This window comes from Corynebacterium haematomassiliense, from assembly GCF_013978595.1.
GTDB lineage: Bacteria > Actinomycetota > Actinomycetes > Mycobacteriales > Mycobacteriaceae > Corynebacterium > Corynebacterium lehmanniae.
This window is the reverse complement of sequence record NZ_JACDTZ010000001.1, coordinates 1568305-1584168: the sequence shown is the minus strand read 5'-3', so window position 1 is coordinate 1584168 and position 15864 is coordinate 1568305. Positions and strand designations below refer to the sequence as shown.

Below are 15864 nucleotides of genomic sequence, written 5' to 3'. Positions count from 1 at the left end.
GCGAGCGCCGTGGGTCGAGTGGGGTGTCTGGGGTGGTGATGTACGGATCGTCTAGCACGGTGGGAACTGCTGCTAGACGATCCGCTTTTGACGCACGCGTTTCCCCAGTTCGTAATGAACATCAGTGCCAGTAGTACGCTGATCGTCTAGCAAGCTGCGGCTGTTGCTAGACGATCCGTGTCATGTCTTGACACTTTTTGGACGCAGAGTCTGGTGAGTTTTTGGACGCGGAGTCTGGTGACTTATTGGACATCATGTCTGATGACTTGTTGGACACTGCGGTGGAATAGCCGGATGGCTATTTCATCGCATTTACGTAGGAAGATCGCGGATTTCGATCCTGTCCGCGACGACAAAACCATCACGCAGTTCTGCAAGGAAGAAGGGATCTCACGCCAGACGTTCCACAACCTGAAAGATCGTGTCGCCAAGCACGGCCGGGCGGGTATTTTGCCGGACAGCACCGCCCCGAAAAACCCAGCTCGGAAGTACACCGATGCCGACCGCCAGGCCGTCTTCGATGCCCGCGTTGCACTCAAGCAGCAGGGGTTGGACTACGGGCCGATCTCGATTCACTACCACTTGCTCGACACCGTCGGACCGGATCGCACGCCGTCACGACCAACGATTGCAGCGTGGCTGAATAAAGCCGGGCTGGTCGACGCCAATGCTCGCAAACGCCCCCGCAGCTCGTATAAGCGTTTTGCCCGTGATTATGTGTGCGAGTTGTGGCAGATCGACGCGGTGGTCTACCGCCTGTTCGACGTTGCTCACACCCAGGTCACCATCTACCAGGTCATCGACGACGCCAGCAGATTCGATGTCGGCACTAAAGCGTTTAAGCTGCCCGAAAACGGCTCCGACGCACGCACCACACTCAACGAGGCGTTTGCCCGCTACCGCAAACCCCAAGAGATCCTGTCGGACAACAGCGAAGCGTTTGCCACCTATCACCGCGGTCGTTTATCAGCCACAGAAGTGTGGCTGGCAGAACAAGGCGTAATGGCTATTGCAGGCTTTGCGCCAACGACCCAAGGCAAGGATGAACGCGCGCACCGCACCCTGGTGCAATTTCTTGATGCGCGCACACCCACAACGTTCGCCGAGCTTGAAGCCGCCATTGATATCTACCGCGAGGTCTACAACACCCAGCGGCATCACCAAAGCCTGCGCGTCGGCAAAATGCACATCACCCCGCAACAAGCCTGGGAGAGCTTCCCGCAGGCGGAATCCCCAACCGATCCGCTGGATCCTGATGTGATCTGGCAGCGCGTGGTCGACTACAACCTGGCACACAACCCGCTGGCGCAACCACCAGCGAAGAAAAACGACCCTGGGGAAGCTGCCACTTCGCCCAAGGTCGAAACCGTTCGTGCAATCACCACACCAGGTACATCACACACGGATGCCCCCACCATAGATCCCCGCGACGCCGCGGAAAACTACCGCTTCGACGTGCCAGTAGAACTCGAAGTCAACCGGCACGGGACAGTCCCGGTGTGCGGCTACAGCCTCTACATCGGCCTGCGGTTTAAAAGCCGCAAGCTGTTCAGCGTCGTCACCCCCGATAACGTCGCCGAATTCTATACCGCCCACGACGGTGAGTTCCTGTTCAGCGTGCCGCTACCGATCAGGCTGACGCACCGCCCGGCCGGCGGGCAGATCAACATCAACCTCGTTGAAGGCATGAAGCACAGGCAACCGCCGAAACTGCGCCCAGACCTATCCAAACCTCGGCCGAAAAAACACAAACCCGACCAATAAGACCACCACTAGGCGGAGTCCAAAAAGTCATTGGACTCCGTGTCCAATAAGTCACCAGACTCCACGTCCAATAAGTGACCAGACTCCGCGTCCAAAATGTCCATAGACATAACATTGCTAGACGATCCGTGCTGCTAGACGATCCGAGCAGACGTTTTGGTGCGAAACCTGCCCTCAAGCACCCACCACAGCCAGCGCACCCCACCCCCACCCGTAAAATCGCGCGCATGGCTTTGATTGCGGCGATTGACCAGGGCACGACGTCGACGCGCGTGTGCATCACACGCACAGACGGCAAGGTTGTTGCCCAGTCGCAGTTCGAGCACACCCAGTACATGCCGCAAAAGGGCTGGGTGGAGCACGATCCGATGGAGATCTGGCGCAACACGCGCCGGGCGTTGAGCGAGGCGCTTGCGGACGAGGACATCAGCGAGCAGGACATTGACGCGCTCGGGCTGACCAACCAGCGAGAAACGGCGGTGATCTGGGAAAAGGCCACCGGCAAGCCGATTTATAACGCCATTGTCTGGCAGGACACCCGCACGAACCACGACGGCGACGCCGCGAAGTATCTGCGCAAGACGGGGCTTTTGCACAACTCGTACCCGGCGGCGCCGAAGTGGGCGTGGATCCTGGACAACGTGCCAAACGCAAGGCAGCGCGCGGAAAACGGCGAGCTGCTCGCGGGCACGATCGACACGTGGCTGATCTGGAACCTCACCGGCGGCGCGAAGGACTTGGACCGCGCGCTGCACTTGACGGACGTGACCAACGCGTCGCGCACACTGCTCATGGATTTGCAGACGCTGCAGTGGGACATGCAGCTTTGCGACGAGCTCCGCATCCCGCCGCAAATCCTCCCCGAGATCCGCCCGTCGGTGGGCAACTTCGGCAAGATCCGCCCCCGCGGTCCGTTGGCAGGAGTGCCGATTACCGGCGTGCTCGGCGACCAGCAGGCCGCCCTGTTCGGCCAGGGCGGCATCCGCGAAAACGACGCGAAGATGACCTACGGCACGGGGCTATTCATGCTGCTCAACTCTGGTGCGACGCCGAAGTTCAGCGAGAACGGCCTGCTCACCACCGTGGCGTACCAGATCCAAGGCCAGCCGCCGGTGTACGCACAGGAGGGCTCGGTGGCGGTGGGCGGTTCGCTGATCCAGTGGCTGCGCGACCAGCTGGGAATCCTGAGCACCGCCGCGGAGTCGGAAACGCTGGCCAGCCAGGTCGAGGACAGCGGGGGAGTGGTGATCGTCCCGGCGTTTTCGGGCCTGTTCGCGCCCAGGTGGCGCCCTGATGCGCGTGGGGTGATCGTGGGGTTGACCCGGTTCGTCGATAGGCGGCATATTGCCCGGGCCGCCCTCGAGGCGACGTGTTTGCAGGCGCGCGAGGTGGTGGGCGCGATGGGCGGGGAGCCGAAAGCGCTGAAGGTCGACGGCGGGATGACCACGAACGACCTGCTCATGCAGATGCAGGCCGACATCCTCGGCCTGACCGTCGAGCGCCCCGCGAACACGGAGACCACGGTGATGGGTGCGGCGTCGGCGGCGGGCATGGGCATTTCGCTTATCGACGAACCGCTCACGCTCGGCCCCGCAACCACCTGGGAAAGCGAAATGGCCGGCCCCGAAAGGGACCGGCTTGTCGCCGCGTGGGAGGACGCGGTGTCGCGCTGTTTGGATCTTGCCTAGGCCCGAGCTTGCGAGGGCCTAGTTCGTGTTGATGTCCACCGCGTTGGTGGACGGGTTGTAGGTGATGAAGCCGCCTTCGAAGTCCACGCGCACGGTGTCGGCGGTGGGGGTGAACTGCTGCGTCACCGGCATGCCCAGCGGGCCGGCGTCCAAGCCCTGCTGCAGCCAGGCCTCCGCGATCTTGCCCACCAGTGCGATGATCTCGCCTTCGTTGTTGCGGGCGCCGATGCCGTTGGAGTACAGCGCCACGGCCGGGCCGGTCGGGCCGCCGACGCCGGCGACGAGCTTGCCCAGGGTGGGCTCGAGCGTGGTCCAGACCTGGGCTGCCTCACTGGAGCCGAACGCGTTGAGGGTGGGCGCGACGGCCGGGCTGATCTGCTTTGCCAGGTTGGCTGCCTGCGCCAGCGTCAAGCCCTCGAAGACCTGGGTGTCGCCGTCGTTGGAGACGGTGGGCAGCTGGTCCTGAGCGGCCAGGAACAGCAGCACCAAACCGATGGCGGTGCCTGCCACGGTGGCGATGGTGTTCGGGTCGCCGGAGGAAAGTGCGGCCAGGGTGCCGTCGGGGGTGCCGTTGCTTGGGCTGCCCTCGTGCTTCGGTGTTGGCGCCGGGGCGGTAGCCGTCGCGGTGGCGGCGTCGGTCGCCGTTGCAGCAGGGGTCGTGGTGGTGGACGTGTTGTCGTTGCTGCCCAAGCGGTCCAAGACGGAGCCGATGCCGGAGCGGCCGCCGCCCAGGGAGCGGTACTTCGTGGCCGCGGTCGCGCGGATCACGGGCAGCTTGGAGTACAGGTTGTCGCCCGGGCAGGTGTTGTAGTGGAAGTCGCGGTGGGCGTTGATGTTGTTAAACATCGCGCCCTGGCCGGCTGCGTACTTGGAGTCGCGGAAGTTGCCCTCGGCGAAGTGGTAGCTGGAGCCGGTGGGGTCGAAGCCCGCGACGGCGGCCTTCCAGCCGATGATCTCGCCCATGGCGCGAAGGGCGGCCGGGGTGGGCTCGGCGGTCTGGTAGTCGCCAAGCATGGACACGCCCCAGGTGTTTTGGTTGAAGGAGCCGACGTGGGCGCCCTGCGGGCCGCGGTCCATGCCGCCGGCGCGGCCTTCGTAGATGTTGCCGTACTTATCGACGAGCGCGTGGTAGCCGATGTCGCCCCAGCCCAGGTTGTTGGTGTGGTAGTTCCAGATGCCGCGCACGATTCCCGGTGCCTCGGCCTCGGAGTAGTTGTTGGAACCGGCCGTGTGGTGCACGGTGGCGGCGGTGGTGGGCTCGGAGTAGTACGGGGTGCTGCTGCGGCCGGCGCCCCACTGCGCGCGGGTGACCACCTCGGGCATGCCGCGGGTGTAGGAATCGGCGACCGGCTGGATGCCGCCTTGCGCGGTGCCGGTGCCGCCGTCCAGGAACACGGCTTCAATGTCGTTGGCGGTGGTGGGGGCGTCGGAGGCGGCGCGGCCGCCTTCGAGCAGGTCCACGTTGCCGGTGGAGACCTGGATGCGCTTAGTGCGGCCGACGTAGATCGGCTCGGTGCCGAACTTGTCGGAGCCCGCCTGCGGGTCTGCCGGGTCCATCTCGAACCACTCGGACCAGGCGCCATCGGCCTTCTGGGAGCGCACGTACGCGGCGATGTCGCGTTCGCCGGTCCAGGTTAGGCCCACGATGGAGAACTCGCGGTCGTTGGAGAATTCCTTGACCACGCGGCGCACGTGATCTTCTTCGCCGCCCTGGGTGCGGATGGCGGCGTCGTCGACGGTGATGTTGTCGCCGGCCGCGAACGACGAGGTGGTGGTGTAGACCTCCGGGGCGCCTGCGCCGAGGGACTGCACCTGCAGGATGCGGTTGCCGCTGAACGCGTTGGCGGCAACAAGTGCTGTGACGAGGAGGACGGACACGATCACGGGCATGATCGCGGCCCGGGCGGGTCGGGCCGCGCCGCCCTGAATGCTGCGACGTTGCTGCACAGTAATACTCCTGGGGTTTTTGAGGTTCGCTGCGAGAGCAGTGGCAAATGTGACAGAAACGAAGTGTAGTGCAAGTTCAAGTCTCAAGAAAGACTTGAGACTTCTGTGGCGTGTCGTGGCGGAGCTCCGTCGATAGGCAACTGTGCGAGAATAGGCCTCATGGCATACGACCTCATTGTTGTTGGATCGGGTTTCTTCGGCCTCACCGTGGCCGAGCAGGCGGCGAGCGAGCTGGGCAAACGCGTGCTGGTGGTGGAAAAGCGCAGCCACATCGGCGGCAACGCGTACAGCGAAAACGAGCCGGAAACCGGCATTGAGGTGCACAAATACGGTGCGCACCTGTTCCACACCTCCAACGAGCGGGTGTGGGAGTACGTCAACCGCTTCACGGACTTCACGGACTACCAGCACCGCGTCTTCGCGATGCACGACGGCACCGCCTACCAGTTCCCCATGGGGCTCGGCCTGATCAACCAGTTCTTCGGCCGCTACTACTCGCCGGAAGAGGCGAAGAAGCTCATCGAGGAGCAGCGCGAAGGCCTCGACCCCACGGCCGCGACGAACTTGGAGGAGCGCGGCATCGCGCTGATTGGCAAGCCGCTCTACGACGCGTTTGTGAAGCACTACACCGCCAAGCAGTGGCAGACCGACCCCACCGACCTGCCGCCGGAGATCATCTCGCGCCTGCCGGTGCGCTACACCTTCAACAACCGCTACTTCAACGACACCTACGAGGGTCTGCCCGTCGACGGCTACGCCGTCTGGCTGGAGAAGATGGCGGAGCATGAGCTTATCGACGTCCGCACGGACACCGACTGGTTCGCCGTCGCTGACGAGATCCGTGCGGAATCCCCGGACGCGCCCGTGGTCTACACCGGGCCGCTGGACCAGTACTTCGACTACGCCGAGGGCCGCCTGGGCTGGCGTACCCTCGACTTCGAGCAGGAAGTCCTCGAGGTCGGCGACTTCCAGGGCACCCCGGTGATGAACTACAACGACGCCGACGTGCCGTACACCCGCATCCACGAGTTCCGCCACTTCCATCCGGAGCGCTCCGAGTACCCCACCGACAAGACGGTGATTGTGAAGGAGTACTCCCGCTTCGCCTCTGACGATGACGAGGTGTACTACCCGATCAACACCCCCGAGGACCGCCAGAAGCTCGAAGCCTATCGACGCCTCGCCGCCACCGAAGCCGAGCAAAACAACGTCCTGTTCGGCGGCCGCTTGGGTACCTACCAGTACCTGGACATGCACATGGCTATCGCCGCAGCGCTGACCCTGTTTGACAACCAGCTGCGCCCGTTCTTCGAAAACGGCGAGCCGCTGAGCCAGCCGCGCGGGCACTAGGGGGGCGGCATGGCAATGCAAGAGATTTTCGTTCACCCCGACTGCCCGGACTGCGTGGGCGTCATCGCCGAGTATAACGACAACCCGAACAGCTTCGGCGACGCGGAGCTTGTCGACGTCACCGAGCTCGGCAGTCTGAAGCGTTTCCTGCACTACCGTGACCGGCTGTCCGGTTACGCCGCCGCTCGGGACGCCGGCAAGATCGGGGTGCCCTCGAAGGTGCTCGACGGCACCACGGTGGAGTTCTTCGACGCGGTGTAGCGGCCACGGCGGCGCGGTGCCGTGGCCGCCCGGCACCGCTGCCCGGCCGACCAATTAAAACGCCGACCAGGTTGTGGAAAATAACCACGCCTCCTGGCCAGCTGATGAACGGGATTATAACGAGAATGGTAGCTCCGGTCGAGTTATAGTCAACTCGAAACAACTCCAAACAACTATCCTGAACTGCGTCGATGGACTGATTTTAGGCGATTTTTGCGGTAAGTTGTTTCGGAGTTGTTTCAAACAACTTTTAAACAACTTTTGTTATTCTGAGCCCATGCTCGATTCGGGTTTTGAGGGTGTGGAGGAAGCACTGTCGGCAATTGAGGCCGGAGATAGCGCTGATATCTGGGAATCCCAGGTACTGGATTTCAAGGAGGATCCTGCCGTCCACCCGATGAACAAGAACCCCGATGCGGGTCTTGTGGAGTTTCTCATCGACGAAGTTATTTGTTTCTCCAACGCCGACGGCGGAGTTGCCTACATTGTCCTTGGCGTCAATGACAAGAAGGCAGGCCCTGTTGCGTTCACTGGTACTGATCGCTCATGCGATTGGTTGGTGGAAAAGATTTACAGCAAGACGCAGCCTCATATTCAGGTCGAAGCTTCTGAAATCGAGCGCTGTGGCAAGCGTTTGATTGCGTTGCGCATCCCGCGGGGGATGGCGTTGTATCAGCGTTCCAAAGGCCAGGCCAGTAAACGCGTCGGGAAAAACTGTGTTCCTTTAGGGGAGGATGAGCGTCGCAGTATTCACCTGTCCCGTTCGAACCCTGACCTGAGCGCTACTGTGTCTCGACGAAGCCCTGAAGATCTCGACCCTAAGGCAATCGAGCAGGCTAAAGCACTCCTTGCCAACCGGAAGCATGCCTTGGGTGATGACTCGCCTGTACCCCAGACGAGTCTTCAACTCTGCAGTGAGTTGGGATTGCTTACGGCCGATGGCGCGCTGACATTTGCGGCAGAAATTCTCTTCATGCAGCCGCTGCACAACCGGACGGTCGTGAGACATTTGCTTCGCGACGTGCCCAGTGGCGATCCGAAAGTAACCGAGATTTCCGCACCGTTGATTACTGCGTCAGAACAGCTACGTGCGTTGATTAAGGCTCACACGTCGCAGGAGATTGCGCGAGTGCAGCTCCCGAACGGGCAAGAGTTTCCCATTCCGGCGTTTCCTGCGGCTGCTGTAGATGAAATTGTTTCTAACGCATTCGCGCACCGCGACTGGGGAGCGACCACTGCAATCGTCGTTGATCAGTCTCCGACCAGTCTGACCGTATGGTCTCCTGGTGGCCTCCCCGTAGGCGTGCCCGAGGAGAGGATTCTGACCACCCAATCGATTCCGCGCAACCCGATTCTGATGGGTGCACTGCGACAGTTAGGACTTGCTGAAGAATCTTCGCGAGGCTTCGATCGCATGTGGGTCTCCATGCTTGCTAGTGGTAGGCAAGCCCCCAGTCTGAATGCCGATGGGCCGTTTGTTGAGGTCACGTTGCCCGCCGGAAATGTCGATTCGGCGTTTATTAAGACGCTGTACCTGTTGCGTACTGAGTTTGGTGAAGCGATCTTCAAGAGTGTGGATGGGCTTTTGGTTGCGCGTCATCTAGCGAACAACCAGATTTTGATGACGTCCACGGCAGCTCGACTCATGCAAGTCCCGGAAGCGCAGGCCCAAGAAACCTTGGGGTGGTACGCAAGTCAGGGCTTCCTAGAACCTTTGCGGGATGCTCCTGAGTGGATACTGTCCGCTCGAGCTCGGACGGCCTTTGAGGGGAACGAATCTACTGGGATTGCATCCGTGACTACCGAGGACTGGATCATTGCTCAGTTGCGCGAGGGGCAGTCCCTGAACGCTCGTGAGGTTGCGAATGAACTCGGCGTAGAGCGTGAATCAGTGAGCCGAATCCTTCGCCACCTTCGAGATTTGGGTAAAGCGAAGATTGCCGACGGTAGCCCGACTCGAGGTCCGAGTGTTCGGTGGGTTTCCCTCTAAACAACTCCAAACAACTATCCTGACCTGCTCAGATGGGTTGATTTCGGGTCAGTTTTACGGCGAGTTGTTTCGGAGTTGTTTCAAACAACTCCGAAAAGGGTTGGTTAGGCGCTCAGGGCCGGGGCGACGAAGGTCGAAACGAGGTACCGGTTGATGTCGACGAACGTTGAGATGGAGGATCAGCTTCGGCGACACCTGCTGCCGCCCGTTGTTTAGAAGATCGAAATGGAAGCGGTGTGGTGAGTTTGTGGTAGCGCTTGAGTGGGGATCCGGTAGCGGGTCCCTGCTCAGGCGCTTTGTGTGTTACTGGTTAGCTTCCAGTCTCATGTTTGGTCCTTCGAGGGTGATGATTTCGGCGCCGGCGATGAGTCGGTTGAGGATGGACTCGGCGATGACGGCGTCCGGGATGGATCTGTACCAGTCTTGCGGGGTGAACTGTGAGGTCACGATTGTTGATCGGTTGCCTTCTCGTTCGGAGAGAATGTTGAAGAGCAGGTGCGCGGTGGCGGCGTCGACTGGGGTGGTGAGGAAGTCGTCGAGGACTAGCACGTCGACGTTGATCAACTCGCGGGTGAGTTTGAGCCGGGCTGGGTCGTCGAGCGGCATCACTGCGAAGTGCGCGGCAAGCATGTCGGTGCGGTAGAACCTGGCGGAGTAGTCGTTGCGGCATGCTGCGGTGATCAGAGCTTGGGCGAGGTAGGTCTTGCCGACTGAGGATTTGCCCAAGATGACAATGTTTTGGCCCAGGTGGCACCATTGTCCGTGAGCGAGTCGGCTGACTTGTTCTGGGTTGATGTTGCGGTCAGGTGCGTAGACGACGTCTTCGAGGCAGGCATCGGGGTTTGGCGATCGTGATGCCTTGAGCAGTTTGTTGATGCGGCGTTCGCGTCTGGCCGCGACTTCTTTGTCGAGTGCGTAGAGCACCTTTTGGGAGAAGGTCCACGTGTCGAAGGCTGGGTCGTTGGCGATGTCGATGACGCTTTTGCCGAAGGCTGTCATGCGCATCGCTGTGAAGTCCGCGAGGACGGATTCGTCGAGGAAGCGCTCTTGCGGCGGGGTCGGTGGGGTCATGGCGTTGTGGTTCCTTTCTTGATGAGGTTGTCCAGGCTGAACTGTGCTGCGCCACCGAGGTAGGCGCCGCTGGTGTCGCGTGTGGCAGCGGCGGGTGCGTGGGCCCGATGCCCAGGTGTGGCCGGTGCCGGTTGGTCGAAGCCGTGTGGTCGGGTTGCGGCTTCTTTGCGTACGGCGGCCATCATGTTTTTGACCGCGGTGTAGGACACCGCCCGGCGGGTCCCGTCGGAGGAGACCAAGCGCTTACATGCTTCTTCCAGCACGAGCTTGTTGGCGTGTTTGCCCATTGACAGCACGTTTCTGCACGATTGGTACGCCTGGGCCGGGATTGCTTTCGCCGTGATCATTTCCTCGATGACTGCGCGTGTCGCCGGGCCGATCTTTTGGGCTTCGCGCAGGAAGTAATCGCTCGTCCACAGTCCTTGGGTGTGATCCATGTTCGCCGGTATGTGGTCGGCATCGGTGACATACGCCCCGCGGGTGTGGGCAAGCGTGTGGGTTGTAACGGCACGGCCACCATCGAAGACCGTGAGCACTTGCCCGGTGATGCGCACATCGACAGTGCGGCCAACGAGCTGGTGCGGCACGGAGTACCGCACGCTGGCTACGGTGATGTGGAAATCTGGGGCGATCTTGGCGCGTTTCCACTCGGTGCGCTGCCACGGGGTATCGGGAAGTGCTGTCAACAGGTGCCTTTCATGCGCATCGAAAATGTCTTTGCGGCTTGACTGCTGGTGACGAAACGGTACCGCCTGGTTGATCTGGTCAACCAGCTGCTGAATTCGCGAGTTGAGTTCGTCAAGGTCGACGCACTGGTGGCCATCGAGTGCGTGGATGACCTTGTGGGTGACGATCTTGACTGCGGCTTCGACATTGGCTTTGTCTTTCGGCCGTTTCGCCCTCGTGGGCAGTGCTGCGGTGTTGTAATGCTCCAAAAACTGCTCGTAGGTGTCGTTGACCTTGCGGTTTCGATCCGCCGCGCTGATCGCGTTCGACGCAGTCGAGGCATTATCCGGCACCACAACCTCAGGCACGCCCCCGAAGTAGGCGAACGCGTGGTGGTGGGCATCAAGCCAGGAATGCTGGCGCTCATCCGGACATGCGAGGGCAAAAATCATCCCTGAATACGGCATTGAGGCGACAAACACGCTGACCTTTACCCCCGGTGCGCCATAAGGGTCGAACAGGCGCATCTTGGTGCCTGCCCAATCCACCTGCATGGTGTGCCCCGGTGTGTGGGTGATGCGTGCGGTCAAACCGGCCGCATCGACATGAGACGCCACCAACTGGCGGAACCGGTCGTAGCTGTAATGGAGCTGGCCGGGTAAAGCAGGTGTGGTGGTGTAGCGCGCCCACAGCACTTGCAGTGTCTGCTTGTCACGCCCCGTGCGGGCTTTGACCACCGCATCAAAATCGATAGGGACGAATTCGCCCTGGCCGGTGCTTCGCCCATCGACGAATAACTCGTCGAGCTCATCATCCGTCAACGCCAAAACCTGGTCGACGGTGCGAATCCCAAGGGATCGAAGCACCTGATTCGACCGGGAAATCGTGCGGTGCGAGCACCCGAGCTGTTGTTCAATCTGGCGGTACGAACGCTGCTGCACAAGCAGCTTCATCACCGCCCGGTAATCCGTCATCAGCGGACTCCTTCCGGTAACCGGCTACACCCCTGTGGCGCAACCACCCGAAAGCATCACCCGCCACCGCCAACCCCGCTACCGGAAACCCACTGAACCGCTACCCGAAAGTCACCACACCGCTACCAACTAGCCGGTCGCAACACCCGTGGTGCCCCGTACACTGACCCATCGTGGGAACTTTCATAGCACTTATCGGCCTGCTGCTGGCCACCGTCCTCGTCGCCGCGATCGGTGAACGCACCGGCCTGCCGTGGCCGGCGCTTCTGACCGTGGTGGTCGCACCGGTGATCTTCATCCCCGGCATCGACACCGTCTCCATCGATCCGCACTTGATCTTGCCGATCTTCCTGCCGCCGCTGCTGTGGTCGCTGGCCCGGCGCACGAGCTGGGGGCAGATCGGCTCGCAGCTCAACGTGGTGCTGACCATGTCGATCATCCTGGTGTTTCTCACCATCGCCGCGCTGACCGCCACGGCGATGTGGATGCTGCCCGGGCTTAGCCTGGCCACCGCGATGGTGCTCGCCGCCGCGATTGCTCCGCCGGACCCGGTGGCGGTGGACGCTGTGGCTGGCCCGGCCGGTATCCCGAAACGCATCACCGGCACGCTGCAGACGGAGGGGCTGTTCAATGACGCCGCCTCCATCGTGACCTTCAACGTCGCGATGGCGGCCGCGGTCGCGAACGGCGAGGTCGACTTTGGCAAGGGCGTGTTGCAGTTCCTCTACGCCGCCATCGCCGCGGTGCTGATCGGCCTGGTTGTGGGCAGGTTGGCCGCTGTCTTCGCCAACTCCGTGCCCGATTCCGTGATCCGCACAGCGTTTACCTGGGTACTCCCGTTCGCCATCTACGCAGGCTGCGAGGCCATCGAAGCCTCCGGCGTCATCGCGATTGTCATCGCCGCGGTGGAGATGTCCTCGCGCTCCACCATGACCGCCGAGGACCGCCTGACCGGACACTTCTTCTGGGAGACGGTGGAGCTGCTGTTTACCGGCGTGGCGTTCGGCCTGATCGGCATGAGCGTGCGTGACGCGCTGGACACCGCCGGCACGCACATCTGGCAGGCGGTGCAGGTGGGCGTTGTCCTGTCCGTCGTCGCGTTTGCTGTGCGCTTCGTGTGGATGTGGGTGCTGTACAAGCTCAACGAGAAAAAGCACCGAACGAACGTCTCTCCGCTGCGGCTGCAGGAGGTTCTGCTCATGGCGTGGGCAGGCATGCGCGGGCTGGTCACGTTGGCGCTCGTGCTGGCAATCCCGGCATCAGCGACGAGCTACCACCACGAACTGTCGGTCATCGCGCTGACCGTGCTCACTTGCACGATGGTGGTGCCGGGGTTGTTGCTGCCGTGGCTCGTGGACAAGCTTGACCTGCAAAACGGGCCTGGCGCCGACAAGGCGCTCGAGGAGCTGAACCAGCGGGCGTACGCGGCTGCGCGTAAGGCGGTGCGCGAGCACGGCGAGGAGTACCAGCCCGAGGCGTACAAGATGGTGCAGGAGTGGCTGGACTCGATTGCGGAGAAGCGCTTGCAGGATCCGGAGGGCTCTGAGGAACGCAAGGAGGCGTTTCTGCGGGCCCGCGCTGGGGCGGTGCAGATGCAGGAGGTTGCCCTGCGCGCCGCCAGCCGCGAACTGCAGCAGGCGCGCCGCGAGCGCCGCTACAACCCGTCCGATGTCGACGCGGTGCTCGCCGACCTGGACCGCCTCATCCTCGCGCGCGACCGCAAGGCTCTCACCGGCCCGAGCAGCTTGTGGGAGCCGAAGTAAGGGGCTTTTGCCTATCGACGAGCCCTGACCCACCCCGTTTTCAAAATGCCAAGCAGATCGCTTTCAAAACGCCAAGCAAACCGTTTTCAAAATGCCAACCAAATCGTTTTCAAAACGACAACCTAGATCGTTTAGCTGGTAATATGCAGCGGTATGGAAAATGGGTATATTCCACGACTGGCGGATGCTGAATTAGAGCGATCGCTCCGCAGGCAGGGCGGTGTCCTTATTCAGGGGCCGAAAGGCTGCGGGAAAACTGAGACGGCAAAACAGCAAGCTGCGAGTTTTCTTAACGTAGAAACGGACCCTGGCGTCACTCTCGCTATGGATAATGACCCGCGGCTGCTGCTCGAAGGTGCCACGCCGCGCCTCATCGACGAATGGCAGTTGCAGCCGAGACTGTGGGATTTCGCGCGGCACGCCATTGACGAGCGTCAGGCGAAGGGGCAGTTCATCTTCACCGGTTCTACGGCCCCAGGGGCGGACGCGACGAGCCACTCGGGTGCCGGCCGGTTCGCACGAATGACGATGTCGACGATGACCCTTTTTGAAACCGGAGAATCGGATGGGTCGGTTTCGCTTGCCGCGGCAGTTGCAGGGGACCCGTTGCCGTTTTCGACACCGGCCTTGACACTGCCGCAGCTGGCGGAACGAGTGTGCCGGGGTGGCCTTCCTTACAACGTTGGTCTCCCGTTTGAAGATGCGCTTGAAAACGTCCGAGACTACGTACAAACCGTTGCGGCCGTGGATGTCCACGCCCCTGGCAGAGTGAATCGTGATTCAGAGCGGGTGAGGCGGATGATCCGTTCGTTAGCTCGTGGCGTGGGTACCGAGCTCGAGCTGCAAACCATCGCGACCGATGCCGATACCTCGCGGGAAACAACCCGGGACTATCTCGATGCTCTCGCGAGCATCTTCGTCTCTGTGGACCAGCCTGCGTGGTTCACGCACCTGCGCTCTAAAGCGACGCTGAGGAAAGCGCCGAAGCGCCATCTCGCTGACCCCTCTTTTGCTATGGCAGCGCTGGATCGAGGGCCGGAGCATCTACTTCGGGACCCGGCTTATTTCGGCCAACTTTTTGAGTCACTCGTTGTGCACGAACTACGTGCGCTCACGGGCAGAACGGTGTACCACGCCCGGCTTAACACGAAGCTGGAGGTTGACGCGGTCGCGAACGTCGGCGGCCGGGACGTGCTAGTCGAAGTGAAACTGGGCTACACCCCAGAGGTGATTGAGCATGCGGCCGACACACTCAAGCGGTTCGCAGGGCACCTTAGTGACGACCCAGCCTTGGTGGTGATCACCTCGGGAGGCCCCGCGCTACGCCGCAACGACGGTGTGGCAGTAATTCCTATTGGGGCTCTGGGTCCGTAGCTAAATGCTAGTTTCGGAGGAGTGGCCCATTTGTGTGGCAGCAGTAAGAACCTTTGCTAATCGACAAGCCCCCCACTTTTGTTAAGTTAGGCAATCCTATATAGTCCGTGCGGTGAGTTTCCGGCCCTTCCTTGCAACAGTCGTGCGCAGCGAGCGCATCGCACCGAATTTTCAACGTGTGACGTTCACCGGTGTCGACGAAATGGGCCCCGCTGTGCCCATCATGGATCTGCGGATCAAGCTCATCATCCCGTCGGCGGCAGGGCTTGTTGATTTGCCGGCCGAGGGATGGTGGGACCTCTGGCGCACTATGCCGGAACACACGCGCGGGCATCTCCGCACCTACTCCATTCGCGACCTCCGGCGCAACGACGGTGACCCGGACGAGCTCGATGTGGATTTCGTGCTGCACGGCCACAACGCTGGGCCGGCCTCCGCGTGGGCGGAAAGCGCACTGCCCGGGCAGGCGCTGTGGATCATCGGGCCGACCCGCGATGACGCGTCCGGTGTCGGCATCGAATTCGCTCCCGGCGCTGCCGCGGCAGCTCGACTGTACGGCGATGAAACTGCTCTCCCGGCGATCTCCCGAGTGCTGGAGGACTGGCCCGAAAACCTCGCCGGTTCCGCCGACATTGAGGTGCCGGCGGGCAACAGCCTCCAAATCGATGCGCCTGCCCACGTTGACGTCCGCTGGCACTTCCGCACCGAGCCCGAAGCCGGGCATGGGGACATGCTCTACACGCAGCTCAAACAGGACATTGAGCCGCTGCGGGGCCCAGTAGCTCCCACCACCGATGAGCCCGATAACGACGGTGAGGACCAGCGAGACAATGTCTGGGAAACCCCGACGTATTCAGGAAGCGGGGAACCCATCAACGGTGGGGCGGGCGTGTCCGGCCACACCTACTACTGGATCGCCGGCAAGAACACTTCGGTGAAAGCGATGCGCCGTCTGTTGGTTAAGGAGGCGGGGTTGCCGCGCCAGCATGTCTCGTTCATGGGGTATTGGCGGTGAC

General features: G+C 61.8%; 11 protein-coding genes. 8 read left to right on the top strand and 3 right to left on the bottom strand.

Features of this window, described 5'->3' with window-relative positions; genetic code table 11:
- The first annotated feature begins 294 nt into the window (after window positions 1-294).
- Together H0193_RS07455 and glpK are read left to right on the top strand one after the other, a co-directional pair.
- A complete protein-coding gene (locus H0193_RS07455; RefSeq protein WP_181888439.1) occupies window positions 295-1764 on the top strand; it encodes an integrase core domain-containing protein in 1470 nt (489 codons plus the stop codon).
- Between the two features lie 227 nt (window positions 1765-1991).
- Window positions 1992-3452 carry a glycerol kinase GlpK gene (gene glpK, locus H0193_RS07450; RefSeq protein WP_181889241.1) on the top strand — a complete coding sequence of 487 codons (1461 nt, stop codon included), beginning with the start codon at window positions 1992-1994 and terminating at the stop codon, window positions 3450-3452.
- An 18-nt stretch (window positions 3453-3470) separates the two neighbouring features.
- Here the strand turns inward: glpK and H0193_RS07445 are convergent, their stop codons facing one another.
- Window positions 3471-5399, bottom strand: a complete 1929-nt coding sequence (locus H0193_RS07445; RefSeq protein WP_338026620.1) for an N-acetylmuramoyl-L-alanine amidase — start codon at window positions 5397-5399, stop codon at window positions 3471-3473.
- A gap of 159 nt (window positions 5400-5558) precedes the next feature.
- Between H0193_RS07445 and glf the strand changes: the two genes are divergently transcribed.
- The 3 genes from glf (at window position 5559) to H0193_RS07430 (ending at window position 9000) form a co-directional block, all read left to right on the top strand.
- Window positions 5559-6749, top strand: a complete 1191-nt coding sequence (gene glf / locus H0193_RS07440) for a UDP-galactopyranose mutase (protein WP_181889240.1) — start codon at window positions 5559-5561, stop codon at window positions 6747-6749.
- Between the two features lie 9 nt (window positions 6750-6758).
- Complete coding sequence (locus tag H0193_RS07435) at window positions 6759-7010, top strand: hypothetical protein (protein WP_181889239.1); 252 nt, start codon at window positions 6759-6761, stop codon at window positions 7008-7010.
- A 277-nt stretch (window positions 7011-7287) separates the two neighbouring features.
- The gene (locus H0193_RS07430; protein WP_181889238.1) at window positions 7288-9000 is read left to right on the top strand and encodes an RNA-binding domain-containing protein; all 1713 of its coding nucleotides are present in this window, start codon (window positions 7288-7290) and stop codon (window positions 8998-9000) included.
- Window positions 9001-9303: 303 nt separating this feature from the next.
- Here H0193_RS07430 and H0193_RS07425 read toward each other — a convergent pair whose 3' ends face one another.
- Window positions 9304-10071 carry an ATP-binding protein gene (locus H0193_RS07425; RefSeq protein ID WP_181889237.1) on the bottom strand — a complete coding sequence of 256 codons (768 nt, stop codon included), beginning with the start codon at window positions 10069-10071 and terminating at the stop codon, window positions 9304-9306.
- A complete protein-coding gene (gene istA, locus H0193_RS07420; protein WP_181889236.1) occupies window positions 10068-11711 on the bottom strand; it encodes an IS21 family transposase in 1644 nt (547 codons plus the stop codon). The genes H0193_RS07425 and istA overlap by 4 nt, the downstream gene beginning before the upstream one ends.
- A 173-nt stretch (window positions 11712-11884) precedes the next feature.
- Here istA and H0193_RS07415 point away from each other — a divergent pair, with 173 nt between their 5' ends.
- The 3 genes from H0193_RS07415 to H0193_RS12525 all read left to right on the top strand — a co-directional run bounded on the left by H0193_RS07415 (window position 11885) and on the right by H0193_RS12525 (window position 15863).
- Window positions 11885-13474 carry a cation:proton antiporter gene (locus H0193_RS07415; protein ID WP_181889235.1) on the top strand — a complete coding sequence of 530 codons (1590 nt, stop codon included), beginning with the start codon at window positions 11885-11887 and terminating at the stop codon, window positions 13472-13474.
- Between the two features lie 153 nt (window positions 13475-13627).
- The gene (locus H0193_RS07410; RefSeq protein ID WP_181889234.1) at window positions 13628-14848 is read left to right on the top strand and encodes an ATP-binding protein; all 1221 of its coding nucleotides are present in this window, start codon (window positions 13628-13630) and stop codon (window positions 14846-14848) included.
- 112 nt (window positions 14849-14960) lie between these two features.
- A complete protein-coding gene (locus H0193_RS12525; RefSeq protein ID WP_181889233.1) occupies window positions 14961-15863 on the top strand; it encodes a siderophore-interacting protein in 903 nt (300 codons plus the stop codon).
- Window position 15864: the final 1 nt, after the last annotated feature.